Genomic DNA, 15,805 nt, shown 5'->3' with positions numbered 1-15,805 from the left:
TAAAAATAGATTATTTCCATTTCTAGGGGGAGAAATGCTCGTGAACAAACAAAACTCATTAATAGCCTATATACTTATAGGGGTAGGTGTTTTCTTTCTTTTACGTGAACTTAAACTACCTATATTTACGAATTTTTATTCTTGGCAAACGATCCTAATTGTGATTGGGATTGCTTTTCTAATTCATAGTTACCGTGGCAAAAATTATGAACAAATCTTCACTGGTGTATTACTGCTTGGCATAGGTATCCACCTTCATGGAATTCAGAATTACAGTTTTTGGATTGATCATTGGGGAATGTATCTTTTAATTCTTGGCTTAGCATTTTTATTACGTTACTTTAAGACAAAGAACGGATTACTCATGGCTCTCCTTTTTATAGGAGTAGGCGCGTTACTCGTCTTTTCCAGTCAGTTTAATACTTATTTTTACTGGATAAACGACCTTTTCCGCTTAGCAGAAAAATTCTGGCCGATCCTTATTATTATTTTTGGAATCATCCTACTCAGAAAAAAATAACCGTCAATGGATGTAATATCCACTGACGGCTTTTTATTATTTAGGAAAATAAAAACTCCTATGATGCGGATATTATTAGTGGGTAGCCACGTCCGGCTCCAGCGCCCACCGACTATCAAACTTCACACTCCTCCAATCGATAAGTCAACATCGGTTCGTACCTCACCGTGTTTCCTTTATCTCATTGCGAAGTGCTCCAGTTTGTTCGTCGCTGAACGGGCGCTTGCGCCTTTGCTATTATAAATATTGTCTAATTACTTTCCATGCTTCTTCTTTTCCCTCACCAGTTTCTGAAGAAAAAGGAATCAAAACATCGTCTGCATCCAATTCGAATGTGTTTTTGACCTGTTTAATTTTCTTATGGCGTTCTGATTTTTTTACCTTATCAAATTTTGTTGCAATAACAATAATTGACATCTCATTATGCTTTAGAAAATCATACATTTGTACATCGGCATCGGTTGGTTCATGACGAATATCACACACAAGAATAACCGCCTTCAAAGTGGAGCGATTTTGGAAGTATTCATCCATCATTTGCCCCCACTTTGCTCTCTCAGCCTTAGAAACCTTCGCATAACCATAACCTGGGACATCGACAAAGTAAAAACTTTCATTAAGCTTGTAATAATTCAATGTCTGCGTCTTTCCTGGTTTTGAAGATGTTCTTGCAAGGTTTTTTCGATTTATTAATGTATTAATAAAAGAAGATTTTCCCACATTTGATCGTCCTGCTAACGCAATTTCTGGTAAACCATCATTAGGATAATGGTTTTGATTAACAGCACTTAATATAAACTCTGCTTGATTAATTTTCATTGTTCTCCCCCACTAATGCAATCTCTAGCACTTCATCTAGATGTCGCACAGGAATAAACGTTAAATTCTCTTTCACACTTTCAGGAATTTCTTCAATATCTTTTTCATTTTCAGCTGGAATAATGATTGTTGATAAACCAGCGCGGTGAGCACTCAATGTTTTCTCTTTTAATCCACCAATTGGTAGAACTCTACCTCTCAACGTGATTTCTCCAGTCATTCCTACTTCTTTACGAATTGCCCTGCCTGTTAAAGAGGATACAAGTGCTGTAGCAATCGTAATTCCAGCAGATGGCCCGTCCTTCGGTGTTGCTCCCTCTGGCACATGCACATGAATATCATATTTTTCATAAAAATCTTTAGCAATATTTAATTCATCTGTTCTTGATCTGACATAACTGAATGCTGCTTGTGCCGACTCTTGCATCACATCACCAAGTTTTCCTGTTAAGATTAACTTACCTTTTCCAGGATAATGTGAAACTTCAATTGATAAGATATCTCCACCTGCTGAAGTATATGCAAGCCCAGTAGCTGCTCCAACCTGATCTTCTAATTCCATTAAACCATATCTAAATGTTGGTTTCCCTATTAAATCTTCCATATTCTTTTCTGTAAGTACGACACGTTTTTTATCACCAGAAATAATAATTTTTGCAGTTTTACGAGCAATTTTCGCTAGCTGCCTTTCTAAACCACGGACACCAGCTTCTCTTGTATAAGTTCTGATTAGCTTTAATAAAGCATCATCTCTTACTTGTAAATTCGAAGCCGTTAAACCATTTTCTCTTATTTGCTTAGGAAGTAAGTGTTCTTTTGCGATATGAAGTTTTTCTACCTCAGTATATCCAGCAATAGAGATTAATTCCATACGATCTAATAGAGGTCCTGGGATATTAGTTACACTATTTGCTGTTGCTAAAAATAATACTTTTGATAAATCATAGGTCTCTTCAATAAAGTGATCACTAAAATTACTGTTTTGCTCAGGGTCTAGTACCTCAAGCATTGCGGAAGAAGGATCTCCTCTAAAGTCGTTTGACATTTTATCAATTTCATCAAGCAAGAATACTGGATTTATCGTACCAGCTTTCTTCATACCTTGGATAATTCTTCCAGGCATTGCACCTATATATGTTCTGCGGTGTCCTCGAATTTCTGCCTCATCACGAACCCCACCAAGTGAAATTCGGACAAAATTTCGGTTTACTGAATTAGCAATAGAACGAGCAAGTGAAGTCTTACCTACTCCCGGTGGTCCAACCAGACAAAGAATTGGCCCTTTAATTGAATTTGTTAATTTTTGTACAGCTAGATACTCTAAAATTCGTTCTTTAACTTTTTCAAGGCCATAATGATCTTTATTTAACACCTTTTCAGCGGTGTTTATATTAATTGTATCTTGAGTTTGTTTTTTCCAAGGTAAATCAACTAGCCATTCGATATAGTTTCTAATTACTGAGTTTTCAGCAGAATTTTGTGGTATCTTTTCAAATCGAGCTAATTCTTTCATTGCTACATTATGAATATGTTCCGGCATTTCTGCTTCTTCAATTCGATCCCTTAAATCTATTACTTCTCCCGATTTTCCGTCACGGTCACCGAGTTCTTTTTGAATTGCTTTTAGCTGTTCACGTAAGTAATATTCCTTTTGGGTCTTTTCCATGGACGTTTTAACTCTTTGACCAATTTTCTTCTCAATATCTAATACTTTCTTTTCATTGGTAATCAATTTAATGATTTCTTCTAAACGAGTTTTTACATTAGTTAGTTCAAGTAAAGCTTGTTTATCTTTTAATTTGGCAGCTAAATGAGATGTTATAATGTCTGATAATCGACTAGCATCTTCTATGTCTGCTACAGTTTCATATGTTTCATTGGAAACTTTTCGTGAAAGTTTTGTGTACTGTTCAAATTGTTTTAATAAAGAGCGTACTAATGCTTCCTCTTCGTTACTATGTTCATAAATCTCTTCTAATTCTTCTACCTCTACGATGAGTTCATTTTTGTCATCAACTAACTTGTTAATTTTATAACGACTAAGACCCTCAACTAGTACTCTCAAAGTACCATTGGGTAATTTCATCATTTGGTTTACTTTTGCGAGTGTGCCCACTTCATAAATGTCTTCTAATTTCGGCTCATCTATGCTCGTTTTCTTTTGAGCTGCAAGAAATATAAGTTTGTCGTTTAGCATGGCATTTTCTAGTGCTGCTATTGATTTATCTCTTCCTACATCTAAATGTAAAACCATGGATGGAAAGACAATTAATCCACGTAACGGCAGGAGGGGCGTTTCTTTTATATATTTAACCATTTCAACAACCTCCGTGTCTATGTATGTAATTATTAGTATGACCCATTTATTAAAAAATAGGTGCTGTTTCAGTTGTATGATATTGGATTATCAATTCCGCTTAAATTCAAATTTCTAAAAAATAAATATGAAAAAAATAGAGACTGGCTGGCATTATACTCCAAATAATAAATACTAGAGCATAATGCAACAGCCAGTCTCCATTCATATTAGGAAAGTGTACTTTCTTTCAACATTATGCACTTTCTTTTGGTAGCTTCTCATTTCCTTCAATTACTGTTCCATCACGAAAGACAAGCTTTGGACTAGTGTCATCATCAATTACTGTTTCTTTCGTTATTACACATTTCTCAATGTCATCACGTGAAGGTAGTTCAAACATTACATCACGCATTATACCTTCAATAATGGAGCGCAAACCTCTTGCACCTGTTTTACGTTCAATTGCTTTTTTCGCAATTTCTAGTAATGCATCTTCTTCAATTTCTAAGACAACATCATCCATTTCAAATAACTTTTGATATTGTTTAGCAAGTGCGTTCTTAGGTTTCGTTAGAATCTGAACAAGAGCGTCCTCATCAAGTGGAGTGAGGCTTGCAATTACTGGAATTCTTCCGATAAACTCTGGAATTAAGCCGTAACGTAATAAGTCTTCTGGAAGAACTTTTGATAATAATGCTGCCATATCAAGTTCATCTTGTATATCTGTTGAGCCAAATCCAATAACTTTTTCCCCAAGACGACGTTTAACTACTTGGTCGATTCCATCAAATGCTCCACCAACGATAAATAGGATATTCGTTGTATCGATTTGAATGAATTCTTGATGTGGATGCTTTCTTCCACCCTGTGGTGGTACACTTGCAACCGTTCCTTCTAATATTTTAAGGAGTGCTTGCTGTACACCTTCACCAGATACATCTCTAGTAATCGATGGGTTCTCTGATTTTCTAGCTACTTTATCTATTTCATCAATATAAATTATACCTTTTTCAGCTTTTTCTACGTCATAATCTGCAGCTTGAATAAGTTTAAGAAGGATGTTTTCTACGTCTTCTCCAACATATCCTGCTTCTGTAAGGGATGTAGCATCTGCCATAGCAAATGGAACGTTAATAATACGTGCTAAAGTTTGAGCGAGTAATGTTTTACCACTACCTGTAGGTCCAATCAAAGCGATATTACTCTTAGAAAGTTCTACATCGTCACTTGATTTCAACGAGTTGATACGTTTGTAGTGATTGTAAACAGCTACAGATAAACTTTTCTTTGCATCATCTTGTCCGATTACATAATCATCAAGGATCTCATTGATTTCTTTTGGCTTAGGAATTTCAGTAAATTCCATAGTGTCTTCTGCGCCTAATTCTTCTTCAACTATTTCTGTACATAGCTCAATACATTCATCACATATATATACACCAGGTCCAGCGACTAGTTTTCGAACCTGTTCTTGGCTTTTACCACAGAAAGAACATTTTAATTGCCCTTTCTCTTCATTAAATTTAAACATTTCTTCACCCCTATAGTTCATAAGAAAATTAATTCAGATTTGATTATAGTCAATCATATCAGATACAAATTGAAAAACAAAATGATAAACCTTTTAACGATACAAAAAGTATATATACTTATTTATATGTTCACGAACAAATAATAAGTCAGTTATATTTAATCCTTATTAAAATAAGATAGAACCAAGGCGCAGATAGTCGCACCTTGGTTCTAAGTTACTTATAATTAATCAAATTATAAATTATTCAGCAGTTTTACTGTTTTCTACTAGTACGTCAATTGCTTTTCTCATTTTAATATCGTTATCAAGTGTTTCTGTATTGCCGCCAAGCATTTGGATAAGCTGTTCTGCTTCTACACCGTACATCGAAGCCATGTTAGAAAGCTCTTCATTAATATCTTCTTCAGTAACTTCGATATTTTCAGCGTCTGCAATTGCTTCAAGTGTTAAGCTTGTTTTCACACGCTTCCCAGCATCTTCTCTCATTTGCTCTTTAAGCGCTGCTTCGTCTTGTCCTGAGAATTGTGCATACATTTCCATTGTCATACCTTGCATTTGTAGACGTTGTTCGAACTCAGTGAACATTTGATCTAGTTCATTCTCAACCATTACTTCAGGAATTTCTACTTCAACAGTTTCTGTTGCTTTATTGATTAAAGCTTCACGTTTAGCTGTATCTGCAGCCTGTTTTCTTTGGCTTAAAAGTTCTTCTTTTTTCTTCGCTTTTAATTCTTCTAAAGTTTCAACTTCATCGTCTACATCTTTAGCGAATTCATCATCTAGTTCAGGAAGTTCTTTTGTTTTAATTTCATGAATTGTAACTTTGAACATAGCATCTTTACCTGCAAGTTCTTCTGCATGGTAGTCTTCAGGGAAAGTAAGTTCAACTTCAGTTTCTTCTCCTGATTTTTTACCTACTAGTTTTTCTTCGAATCCAGGAATGAATTGTCCTGAACCAATTTCTAAACTATGATTTTCACCTTTACCACCATCGAAAGCTTCACCATCAGTAAATCCTTCAAAGTCGATAACAACTGTATCTCCTTCTTCTACTTCGCCTTCTTCTTTAACAACAAGCTCTGCGTGATTTTCTTGTAGGTGAGTTAATTCATGATCCACATCTTCGTCAGTTACTTCAACTGATTCTTCTTCTACTTCTAAACCTTTGTATTCGCCTAGTGTAACTTCTGGTTTCACTTCTACTTCAGCAGTAAATACTAAGGCTTTACCTTTTTCAATTTGTTCGATATCAACTTCAGGTTGATCAATTGGAAAAATTCCAGCTTCATCAATAGCATTTGTATATGCATTTGGTAAAACGATGTCAACTGCATCTTGATAAAGTGATTCTACTCCGAAACGTTGCTCGAATAATCCACGAGGAATTTTCCCTTTACGGAATCCAGGGATCTGTACTTCTTTTGAAACCTTTTTAAACGCTTGATCCAACGCTGTGTCAAATTCTTCTGCTGATACTTCAAAAGTTAAAATTCCTTTGTTACCTTCTTGTTTTTCCCAATTTACTGTCATAAATAATTCCCTCCAAAATCTATTGTTTAACTAACAACCTTTTATTTTTAAATGACGATTTCAATTTTACAACCATCTCATTATATCACAAATCATATGCCTTTCAAGCATTTCTATTTATTCGTTAATAATAGTCGTATAAAGTATTTCACTCGTTTTAATCTCTTGGATATAGTGGGCATATTCGTCGTTTTCGTTTGCACTCTCTATCTCTTTTAAATTTAAGTATTCTTCCCCAATAATTATTAGTGACTCGGCAACTAATTCTGCATCTTCTATGGGTGGTGAAATTGGATAAAGGACATAAAGATACTTCTCAAATAACTTTTCAACTAACTTATATAGAGTCGGATTTTTATGTTCTAACTGTTCTATTGTTTGATAGACAGCGTTAGCAAATAGATTATCTTTTATATCCGGAGTCTGTTTTGGGATCATTTTAATATGAACACCAAATTTATGTATATCTACGGGTTTCGTAACTCCCTTTTCTTTGAGCCAAAGAAATATTGCCGATTTGTTTAATGGATGCACATACTCATTGGAAAGCAGGGAGACAACTTTTTCACTCGGTGGCAATTTTAATTTACTAATTTTATTAATTAACCGCCATTGTTCTATATGATTCTCTTGATTTACAGCATCGTATAGTGCATCTAAATAGATATTTGAGCGATCTGTTTCAACATCTAAACGCATCTTCTCGCTCATCTCATAGAGTTGTCTAAACTGGGCGACTAAGTTATCACGAATATTACCATTTTCTAATTCGCTTTCTACTATATCCATCAGCATGCCGTATTGGTTTGTTTGAAATAAAATCGTTAAATAAATATGTATGTATTCATCATAATGGACATCTTTCACACTAATTAATGTTTCGCATAAATCTTGTGCCTCTTCATAGCGTTCCAATTCCATTAAGCAGATTAGCTTCCCTGTGTAAATATCATGGTTTTCTACTTGATGATCAAGCAGCATGTTTAGCTTAGCTAATCCTTCTTCAAAACTTCTATCTTTAATCGCTCGAACACTTTCTACTTCTAAAGTTTTTTGCCACTTTGGAAAAAGAATAATATTCTTTGTTTCCATTTATCAGATTCACCTCACATCCTATATTAAATTTATATATACTATTCAAAGCCATTACCCTCAATATAGACAATTTAAACATAAAAGAAAAGAGAAACCTAATTAGGTTTCTCTTTTCTTTAACGACCCGAGCAGGATTCGAACCTGCGACCTACAGATTAGAAGTCTGTTGCTCTATCCAGCTGAGCTACCGGGCCATGGAGCGGGTGAAGGGAATCGAACCCTCATCATCAGCTTGGAAGGCTGAGGTTTTACCACTAAACTACACCCGCATATTTTTTACTTATTTAATATTACTCTATTAAAGTAATTAAATAAATTGGTGAAAATTGACTATCAATTAAAGTCGACAAGATTTATTATAGGCATTAATAATTTTTTTGTCAACATTTATTTTTAATGCCTATAATTTTTATTCAAAAACTTTTAAAATAATACTTTCAGCCAGTCGTCTAATTGCTTGATTGCTTCACTACGGTGACTGATTTTATTTTTTTCTTCTGGAGATAATTCTGCCATAGTTTTGTTATACCCGTTTGGAATAAATAATGGATCATAGCCAAAACCATGCTCGCCCTTTGGAGAATATCCTATTTGCCCATGACAATAACCCGTTTTGAAAATTGTTTCTTCCCCTGGTCTCGCAATTGCTAGGGTACAAACAAATTTTGCAGTACGTTTTTCTTCAGGAACGTTTTCTAAGTTTTTTAGAAGTTTATTATTATTTTCACTATCACTTTTATCTGCTCCTGCATATCGTGCGGAATAAATTCCAGGTTCACCATTTAGCGCATCTACCATTAAACCAGAGTCATCTGCTAGAACTGCTTTATTTAAGATATGAGCAATTTGTTCAGCTTTTAAAGCCGCATTTTCTTCAAAGGTAGAGCCTGTTTCTTCAATATCAGGAATATTATTTTCTAAATCATATAAGGAAAGTACTTCTATTCCATATTTTTTAAAGAAATCTTCAAATTCTTTAATTTTCCCTTTATTCTTCGTTGCTATTACGATTTGTCTCATCTTTTGACACCTCATCTTCACTATCAAAATGGATAAGTTCTGCTATGTTGCCTAGAGCTTCCTTCTGGATTTCAAAGATTTCTTTTACTCCTTTTTCAGCTAAAGAAAGCATCATCATCAATTGTTTATTTGAAAAAGTAGCTTCTTCACCTGTACCCTGAATTTCGACAAATTCACCAGTTCCAGTCATAACAATGTTCATATCCACATGTGCTTGATGGTCTTCCTCATAATCTAAATCAAGAATTTCTACCCCACTAGGCAAGACTCCTACTGAAGTTGCAGCTAAGTAAGATTTTACCGGCATTTCTTCAATTACTTTTTTCTCAACTAATGTTCCTATTGCTAACGCCATCGCTACAAATGCTCCTGTAATTGAAGCGGTTCTTGTTCCACCATCTGCTTGAATGACATCACAATCAATCCAGATTGTTCTTTCACCAATCTTTTCTAGATCTACTACAGAACGTAAAGCTCTACCGATTAGGCGTTGAATTTCCATTGTTCTTCCTGTGACTTTCCCTTTAGATGACTCACGAATAGTTCGCTGTGCAGTTGCACGTGGCAACATAGAATATTCAGCGGTAATCCAGCCTTTTCCTTGTCCACGCATAAATGGTGGGACTCTATCTTCGACACTCGCGTTACAAATTACTTTTGTATTTCCTACTTCAATAAGTACAGACCCTTCAGGGTGGCTGATATAATCTTTTGTTATTTTAATTGGTCGCAATTCATTTACCGTACGATTATTACTTCTCATGATATATCCTCCTTCAGTTCGCATTTTAGCTTATCATATTTCTTCATAAATAAAAAATCCAAAAACAAAACCAGCAGATATTTATCCTGCTGGTAATGGGAGGAACGCATTAAATAATAAAATCATAAAGCTTCTGAGCGATCAAATATTTCTGTACTAACTGGTTGGCTATATGCTTCGCCATTTTCATTTTTCAGTTGTTCTTTATTATCTACTTTAATATCAACAGCTTCAATCTGATCATGCATGCTAAGTGTTCGAACAATTGTCTCAACCACTTCATCAGCTATAACTGCATTTTCATTGTCAGTTAAAATCGCATCATTGAAAATTAATTCGAGGACTCCATCCCTTAGTACTGGTTCGTTCATCAACGAAGTCCCACTATTAAACACATGGACGACATTCGAGTCATAGCCTGGACCATTGATTAAAGACGATATAATAGATTGGTAGCGATTATTATCCTTCGTCTCTACATATTGTGTGACTGGAATATAATAACGATTTCCTTCGTATGCTGCAGGATAATACATTGTGACAGCCTCACTATGCATCATATCTGTCCCATCTGGATTTACAATGTTGATTCCATTTGCTCTGGAATAGCTTTTTCCTATAGCTGTACCATTGACTGGCATCTCATGTAATGGGTGCCCATTAATCCATAATTGAACTTGTTCAACACTGTCAAATTGCGTTAATGTGTGCGTAATTGCTTCAACAATTTTCACTTCATCTGCTGCTTGATATTCTTTAAACTCTTCCGAAAAATCAACGATCATCGTGCCATCCTCTTGGAGATTTAATCCTAAGATTTCTGTTCCAGCAGGAAGTACAGCACGGAATCCGTTTGGTAATACCTCCGTAATCGGTCCATCAACTATTAAATACTCCAATACTTGCGTAGCTACCTCTTGTGACTCTAACAACGGAAGATCCAAAGTTTGAGAGGCTACCATACCATTTGCGTCAATTAGATATAATTGTCTTGCAACGGTTTCTAACCCTTCAATTGAACCACTATCCTCCTGAGTAACTTCATGTCCAGTTTCTTTGTCCTCGTTTACAGCTTCTGCATTCTCAGGTGGGTCGATTTCTAATGAGGATTGCTCTCCTTGGAAACACGCTGCTAAAAATAACAGAGAACAACATGTACCAGCTAAAACTACCTTTTTTACTTTCATGCTATAACCTCCTACGATGGTATGTACTACTATATATACGAGCTCTTTTCTAAAAAAGAACAGCACAAAAGAAAAAGATTAATCACTTCCTCGTCTTAGAAGAAATAATTAATCTTTTTCAATATTTGCTGTAGCAATAGAAACGTTATCAAGCATACCAAATTTAAATATCTTTTCGGCTATTTGTTTAAATACATCTACTCCTCCAGTTGTATAAAATGTATGGTGTAAAGGAAGTTCTTTTGTATTTAATAATTTTTTAATTTCTAGTACCGTACTCGTTTCTCTAGCGGTTTCTTCACTTGAAGAAATTACATTCACCTCGTCTCCAACCACTTCTTGAATGACTTCCTTTAATAAAGGATAATGGGTACATCCAAGAATTAAAGTGTCTATATTCGTTCTTTTTAAAGGCTTCAGTGTTTCCTCAACAATCTGTCTAGTTTGTTCACTAGAGAAGTTACCTTGCTCCACAAGCGGAACGAATAAAGGGCAAGCTAAAAGTTCAACATGTAATCTAGAATTTATATTTTTAAGAGCCTCTGGATATGCTCCACTCTTAATCGTTCCTTCTGTACCAATAACACCTATATGTTCATTACTTGTCACTTTGATAGCTGCACGACTTCCAGGATTGATCACACCAATAACCGGAATGTTTAAGTTTTCTTTTAATTCGTCTATGGTAAAAGCTGTCGCTGTATTACAAGCAATTACTAATAATTTAATATTTTTTTCAAGAAGAAAGTTCACCATTTCCCAGGTAAATGTTCTAACTTCTTCTTCCGTCCGCGGTCCATAGGGACAACGTTTTGTATCCCCGAGATAAATTAATTCTTCCTTTGGTAATTGGCGCATGAGCTCATAAGCCACTGTTAGGCCTCCAACACCAGAATCTATTACTCCTATAGGTCTGTCCAAATCTGTTCCGCCTTCTAATTATTTTTCATTTACATGTTTCATTTGATCATATAAAAGTTCAAGAATATCATGTAATGCGACTTTTTCTTCCTCACTAAAACTGGATAAAACTTCATCTAAGTAATTTTGTCTTTCTTCAATTACTTCATGGATAATTACCTTGCCTTTTTCCAACAAATGAATACGAACGACCCTTCTGTCTTTCTGATCTCTTACTCGCTGAACGAGGTCATTTTTTTCCATTCGATCGACAAGGTCGGTTGTGGTACTAAACGCCAAGCTAATTTTATTGGAGAGTTCTCCAATTGTTAAATCCCCTTCTTCTAATAGCCATTGCAAAGCAACAAACTGTGGAGAAGTTATAGGATAGTTATTTAAAATTTTTCTTCCATTTTGTTTTATCATTCCTGATACATAGCGAATCTTTTTTTCGATTTTTTTAATTGTATCTGTCGTAACTTTATTTTCCATTCTTGAACCCCCTGCAATTTCACGAATACAATCTAAACTAAGGTCATCTTGTGATAAGTATAACAAATTATTTAGATATAGATAGTAATAAAATACACTTATCCTCATAATTTGCAGGGAAATGTAGAAAAATCTGTTTATATTAATATAGTGTTCGTTTGTAAGGAACCAATATGAGCTATTTATTTTTTAGAGGATAGGCTACTTTTCCAGCACTTATTTCATTTATCTTCATAAGCTATAATGACTAAATAATTCCCTTCAAAAAGCAGCTCTACAGAGCAAGGAGGGGTTATCATTTGAAGGATAATGACTATCAACCAAAGCAACTACTAACGAAGCGCGAAAAAGAGGTATTTGAGCTGCTAGTACAGGATATGACAACGAAAGAAATCGCCCAAAAATTATTCATATCGGAAAAAACCGTGAGAAATCATATTTCGAACGCGATGCAAAAATTGGGTGTAAAGGGGCGCTCGCAAGCTGTGGTTGAGCTTCTCAGAATGGGAGAACTGAAGCTTTAAAAATAAACCGACTTTCCTTGATGAGAGTCGGTTTATTTTAGTTTATTTATTTTCCAGATTCAACTTTTCCAATCATTTTTTCTTTAATAGACTCTGGAATTCTTTCAGGTTTTCCTTTTTCTAAGTCAATAAATACAACTCGGCCGCGCCCAGTTAGTGTAACTTCTCCTGCTTCATTGACAGCCATATAATGAATGTCAGCAGAACTATTGCCGATTTCATTTACTTTTACATAGAAATCAATTGTTTCATTAAAAAACATTTGCTTTAAATAATTACATTGCAGGTCAGCAACTACCATTCCATGTTTTTTTACATCAATATCATCATAGAGGCCGATTGCTTGTAAATACTCAATACGAGCTTCTTCAAAATATACAAAGACAGATGTGTTATTAACGTGCCCGTATAAATCTGTTTCTGAAAAACGAACTTTGATAGATGTTGAGAATTCAAATTCAGAACGCCATGTATCAAAATTATCTATATAATTGATAGAACTCATGTCAATATCTCCTTAGCAAAAAATGGCCCTTTCCACAAGATGGAAGGACCATTTAATTTTATATATTATAGTGACGAATCTGCACCAAAGAAGCTCTTGAATGCATGGATGTTAGTAGCTCTGTTCATTGCTGCGATCGAAGTTGTTAAAGGTATTCCCTTCGGACAAACTTGCACACAGTTCTGTGAGTTACCACAGCCACTAATTCCACCGTCATCCATTAATCCTTCTAAGCGTTCACTTGCATTCATTGCACCTGTTGGATGTGCATTAAATAAACGTGCTTGTGAAAGTGCTGCTGGACCAATGAAATCTGATTTATCATTAACGTTCGGACAAGCTTCTAAACATACACCACAAGTCATACATTTAGATAATTCATAAGCCCACTGACGTTTGTTTTCTGGCATTCTCGGTCCTGGTCCAAGATCATGTGTACCATCGATTGGAATCCAAGCTCTTACTTGTTTCAATGCATCAAACATACGCTCACGGTCTACAATTAAGTCACGAACAACTGGGAATGTAGTCATTGGTGCTAAACGAATTGGCTGCTCTAATTGATCAACCAATGCCGCACATGATTGTCTTGCTGTTCCATTAATTACCATAGAACATGCTCCACAAACCTCTTCCAAACAACTCATTTCCCACATTACTGGTGCTGTTTCTTTCCCCTCTGCGTTTACTGGATTTCTTTGAATCTCCATTAAACCAGATATAACGTTCATATTCTTTCTATAAGGTATATGAAACGTTTCGTCATAGGGCTCAGACTCGGGACTGTCCTGACGAGTTATAATAAATGTAACTGTACTTTGTTCAGCCATTTTTACTGTTCTCCCCCTTATTATGATACCGTTGTGTAATCACGTTTACGCGGTGGGATCAATGAAACATCAATCTCTTCATAGCTAAATACTGGTGATTGTGTCTCTTGATCGAACTCAGCGATAGTTGTTTTCATAAACTCTTCATCATTACGCTCTGGGAACTCAGGTTTATAATGAGCACCACGACTCTCGTTTCGATTGTAAGCACCAATTGTGATTACGCGTGCCAGATGTAACATATTTTTCAACTGACGTGTAAACATAACCCCTTGGTTACTCCAACGTGATGTGTCGTTAATGTTTATATTATTCCAACGTTCTAGTAATTCTAGAATCTTTTCATCCGTTTTTAGTAGTTTTTCATTTTCACGAACTACTGTAACGTTATCAGTCATCCATTCGCCTAGCTCTTTATGAATAACATAAGCATTTTCTTCGCCCTTCATATTCAGCATAGCATCGAATGCTTCTTGCTCTTCGCGTACTTTCGCTTCGAATAATTCGTCGCTAATATCTTCCGCATGTTTATCTAGTCCATCAATATATTCAATTGCTTTTGGACCAGCAACAGACCCACCATAAATTGCAGATAGTAACGAATTCGCTCCTAAACGGTTTGCTCCGTGCTGAGAGAAATCAACTTCTCCAGCAGCAAAGATACCAGGAATATTCGTCATTTGGTTAATATCAACCCATAGACCACCCATTGAGTAGTGAACAGCTGGGAAGATCTTCATTGGTACTTTACGAGGGTCTTCACCAACGAACTTCTCGTAAATCTCAATGATTCCACCAAGTTTAATATCTAATTCCTTTGAATCTTTGTGAGAAAGATCAAGGTAAACCATATTTTCCCCATTAATACCTAACTTTTGGTTAACACAGACATCAAAGATTTCTCTTGTTGCAATGTCACGAGGTACTAAGTTTCCATAAGCAGGATATTTCTCCTCTAGGAAGTACCAAGGCTCACCATCTTTATATGTCCAGATTCTTCCACCTTCCCCACGAGCGGATTCACTCATCAGGCGAAGCTTGTCATCTCCTGGAATCGCGGTAGGATGAATTTGGATAAATTCACCATTCGCATATTTAACACCTTGTTGATAAAGAATACTTGCAGCAGATCCTGTATTGATCATTGAGTTCGTTGACTTACCAAAGATAATTCCAGGTCCACCAGTTGCAAATATTGTCGCGTCAGAACGGAAATAGCGAATTTCATGCGTTTTAATATCTTGAGCAATAATTCCTCTTGCGATTTCCTCTTCGTCAATAACTGCTTGAAGGAATTCCCATCCCTCATATTTTGTAACAAGTCCTTCAACTTCAAAACGTCGAACTTGTTCATCTAATGCATATAGTAATTGCTGACCTGTAGTAGCACCTGCATATGCTGTACGGTGCATCTGAGTTCCACCAAAGCGACGGAAATCCAGAAGACCTTCTGGTGTACGGTTAAACATAACACCCATACGGTCAAACATATGTATAATTCCAGGAGCCGCATCACACATTGCTTGAACTTGAGGCTGGTTTGCTAAAAAGTCTCCACCGTATACTGTGTCGTCAAAATGAAGCGCTGGTGAGTCACCCTCACCTTTCGTGTTAACTGCTCCATTTATTCCACCTTGAGCACATACAGAGTGAGAACGTTTTACAGGAACAATTGAAAATAAATCTACTTTTACGCCCGCTTCTGCTGCTTTTATGACTGCCATTAAACCTGCAAGACCGCCACCAACAACAGCAACTTTACGATTACTCATTTATTAAACTCACTC

General features: G+C 35.8%; 15 protein-coding genes and 2 tRNA genes. 2 read left to right on the top strand and 15 right to left on the bottom strand.

The genetic code is table 11. From position 1 onward, the window contains the following. Positions 1 to 34: 34 nt before the first annotated feature. The gene (locus ACXYMZ_RS09160) at positions 35 to 520 is read left to right on the top strand and encodes a LiaI-LiaF-like domain-containing protein (RefSeq protein WP_458948180.1); all 486 of its coding nucleotides are present in this window, start codon (positions 35 to 37) and stop codon (positions 518 to 520) included. 237 nt (positions 521 to 757) lie between these two features. Here the strand turns inward: ACXYMZ_RS09160 and yihA are convergent, their stop codons facing one another. The 12 genes from yihA to ACXYMZ_RS09100 form a co-directional block, all read right to left on the bottom strand. Continuing rightward, positions 758 to 1,339 carry a ribosome biogenesis GTP-binding protein YihA/YsxC gene (gene yihA, locus ACXYMZ_RS09155; protein ID WP_458948087.1) on the bottom strand — a complete coding sequence of 194 codons (582 nt, stop codon included), beginning with the start codon at positions 1,337 to 1,339 and terminating at the stop codon, positions 758 to 760. Continuing rightward, a complete protein-coding gene (lon, locus tag ACXYMZ_RS09150) occupies positions 1,329 to 3,656 on the bottom strand; it encodes an endopeptidase La (protein WP_458948086.1) in 2,328 nt (775 codons plus the stop codon). Before lon ends, yihA begins: the two co-directional genes overlap by 11 nt. A 235-nt stretch (positions 3,657 to 3,891) precedes the next feature. Beyond that, complete coding sequence (gene clpX / locus ACXYMZ_RS09145; RefSeq protein WP_458948085.1) at positions 3,892 to 5,169, bottom strand: ATP-dependent protease ATP-binding subunit ClpX; 1,278 nt, start codon at positions 5,167 to 5,169, stop codon at positions 3,892 to 3,894. A 243-nt stretch (positions 5,170 to 5,412) separates the two neighbouring features. Further along, on the bottom strand, positions 5,413 to 6,702 hold the full coding sequence (tig, locus tag ACXYMZ_RS09140; RefSeq protein ID WP_458948084.1) for a trigger factor: 1,290 nt from the start codon (positions 6,700 to 6,702) through the stop codon (positions 5,413 to 5,415). A gap of 117 nt (positions 6,703 to 6,819) precedes the next feature. Continuing rightward, the gene (locus ACXYMZ_RS09135; protein ID WP_458948083.1) at positions 6,820 to 7,794 is read right to left on the bottom strand and encodes a tetratricopeptide repeat protein; all 975 of its coding nucleotides are present in this window, start codon (positions 7,792 to 7,794) and stop codon (positions 6,820 to 6,822) included. A gap of 123 nt (positions 7,795 to 7,917) precedes the next feature. Then, positions 7,918 to 7,991: transfer RNA gene (locus ACXYMZ_RS09130), tRNA-Arg, on the bottom strand. Between the two features lies 1 nt (position 7,992). After that, a tRNA-Gly gene (locus ACXYMZ_RS09125) sits at positions 7,993 to 8,066 on the bottom strand. 154 nt (positions 8,067 to 8,220) lie between these two features. Continuing rightward, positions 8,221 to 8,817: an XTP/dITP diphosphatase gene (locus tag ACXYMZ_RS09120; protein WP_458948082.1), complete on the bottom strand. Its 597-nt coding sequence runs from the start codon at positions 8,815 to 8,817 to the stop codon at positions 8,221 to 8,223. Further along, entirely contained in the window at positions 8,786 to 9,580 is a 795-nt protein-coding gene (gene rph, locus ACXYMZ_RS09115) for a ribonuclease PH (protein ID WP_458948081.1), read from the bottom strand. The genes ACXYMZ_RS09120 and rph overlap by 32 nt, the downstream gene beginning before the upstream one ends. Positions 9,581 to 9,702: 122 nt before the next feature. Further along, positions 9,703 to 10,767: a GerMN domain-containing protein gene (locus ACXYMZ_RS09110; protein WP_458948080.1), complete on the bottom strand. Its 1,065-nt coding sequence runs from the start codon at positions 10,765 to 10,767 to the stop codon at positions 9,703 to 9,705. A 108-nt stretch (positions 10,768 to 10,875) separates the two neighbouring features. Then, positions 10,876 to 11,688 (bottom strand): glutamate racemase, encoded by an 813-nt coding sequence (gene racE, locus ACXYMZ_RS09105; RefSeq protein ID WP_458948079.1) that lies wholly within the window; start codon positions 11,686 to 11,688, stop codon positions 10,876 to 10,878. A gap of 18 nt (positions 11,689 to 11,706) precedes the next feature. Beyond that, a complete protein-coding gene (locus ACXYMZ_RS09100) occupies positions 11,707 to 12,159 on the bottom strand; it encodes a MarR family winged helix-turn-helix transcriptional regulator (RefSeq protein ID WP_458948078.1) in 453 nt (150 codons plus the stop codon). A gap of 299 nt (positions 12,160 to 12,458) precedes the next feature. On the opposite strand from ACXYMZ_RS09100, the gene ACXYMZ_RS09095 reads away from it, so the two are divergent. Continuing rightward, positions 12,459 to 12,683, top strand: a complete 225-nt coding sequence (locus ACXYMZ_RS09095; RefSeq protein WP_458948077.1) for a helix-turn-helix domain-containing protein — start codon at positions 12,459 to 12,461, stop codon at positions 12,681 to 12,683. A 46-nt stretch (positions 12,684 to 12,729) separates the two neighbouring features. On the opposite strand, the gene ACXYMZ_RS09090 is transcribed toward ACXYMZ_RS09095, so the two are convergent. From ACXYMZ_RS09090 to sdhA, 3 genes are all read right to left on the bottom strand, one after another. Continuing rightward, the gene (locus ACXYMZ_RS09090; RefSeq protein ID WP_458948076.1) at positions 12,730 to 13,188 is read right to left on the bottom strand and encodes an acyl-CoA thioesterase; all 459 of its coding nucleotides are present in this window, start codon (positions 13,186 to 13,188) and stop codon (positions 12,730 to 12,732) included. 65 nt (positions 13,189 to 13,253) lie between these two features. Continuing rightward, positions 13,254 to 14,018 carry a succinate dehydrogenase iron-sulfur subunit gene (gene sdhB, locus ACXYMZ_RS09085; protein WP_458948075.1) on the bottom strand — a complete coding sequence of 255 codons (765 nt, stop codon included), beginning with the start codon at positions 14,016 to 14,018 and terminating at the stop codon, positions 13,254 to 13,256. A 20-nt stretch (positions 14,019 to 14,038) separates the two neighbouring features. After that, complete coding sequence (gene sdhA, locus ACXYMZ_RS09080) at positions 14,039 to 15,790, bottom strand: succinate dehydrogenase flavoprotein subunit (protein ID WP_458948074.1); 1,752 nt, start codon at positions 15,788 to 15,790, stop codon at positions 14,039 to 14,041. Positions 15,791 to 15,805: the final 15 nt, after the last annotated feature.

The organism is Oceanobacillus sp. CAU 1775, from assembly GCF_054482815.1.
The sequence above is the reverse complement of the archived record's forward strand: the minus strand, read 5'-3'. Positions and strand labels throughout refer to the sequence as shown.

Bases quoted from the DNA above. Each gene is read 5' to 3' on its own strand.
- lon (WP_458948086.1), bottom strand. From the start codon at position 3,656: ATGGTTAAATATATAAAAGAAACGCCCCTCCTGCCGTTACGTGGATTA.
- ACXYMZ_RS09110 (WP_458948080.1), bottom strand. From the start codon at position 10,767: ATGAAAGTAAAAAAGGTAGTTTTAGCTGGTACATGTTGTTCTCTGTTA.
- ACXYMZ_RS09090 (WP_458948076.1), bottom strand. From the start codon at position 13,188: ATGAGTTCTATCAATTATATAGATAATTTTGATACATGGCGTTCTGAA.
- ACXYMZ_RS09100 (WP_458948078.1), bottom strand. From the start codon at position 12,159: ATGGAAAATAAAGTTACGACAGATACAATTAAAAAAATCGAAAAAAAG.
- sdhA (WP_458948074.1), bottom strand. From the start codon at position 15,790: ATGAGTAATCGTAAAGTTGCTGTTGTTGGTGGCGGTCTTGCAGGTTTA.
- ACXYMZ_RS09160 (WP_458948180.1), top strand. From the start codon at position 35: ATGCTCGTGAACAAACAAAACTCATTAATAGCCTATATACTTATAGGG.
- ACXYMZ_RS09120 (WP_458948082.1), bottom strand. From the start codon at position 8,817: ATGAGACAAATCGTAATAGCAACGAAGAATAAAGGGAAAATTAAAGAA.
- tig (WP_458948084.1), bottom strand. From the start codon at position 6,702: ATGACAGTAAATTGGGAAAAACAAGAAGGTAACAAAGGAATTTTAACT.
- ACXYMZ_RS09135 (WP_458948083.1), bottom strand. From the start codon at position 7,794: ATGGAAACAAAGAATATTATTCTTTTTCCAAAGTGGCAAAAAACTTTA.
- sdhB (WP_458948075.1), bottom strand. From the start codon at position 14,018: ATGGCTGAACAAAGTACAGTTACATTTATTATAACTCGTCAGGACAGT.
- rph (WP_458948081.1), bottom strand. From the start codon at position 9,580: ATGAGAAGTAATAATCGTACGGTAAATGAATTGCGACCAATTAAAATA.
- clpX (WP_458948085.1), bottom strand. From the start codon at position 5,169: ATGTTTAAATTTAATGAAGAGAAAGGGCAATTAAAATGTTCTTTCTGT.
- yihA (WP_458948087.1), bottom strand. From the start codon at position 1,339: ATGAAAATTAATCAAGCAGAGTTTATATTAAGTGCTGTTAATCAAAAC.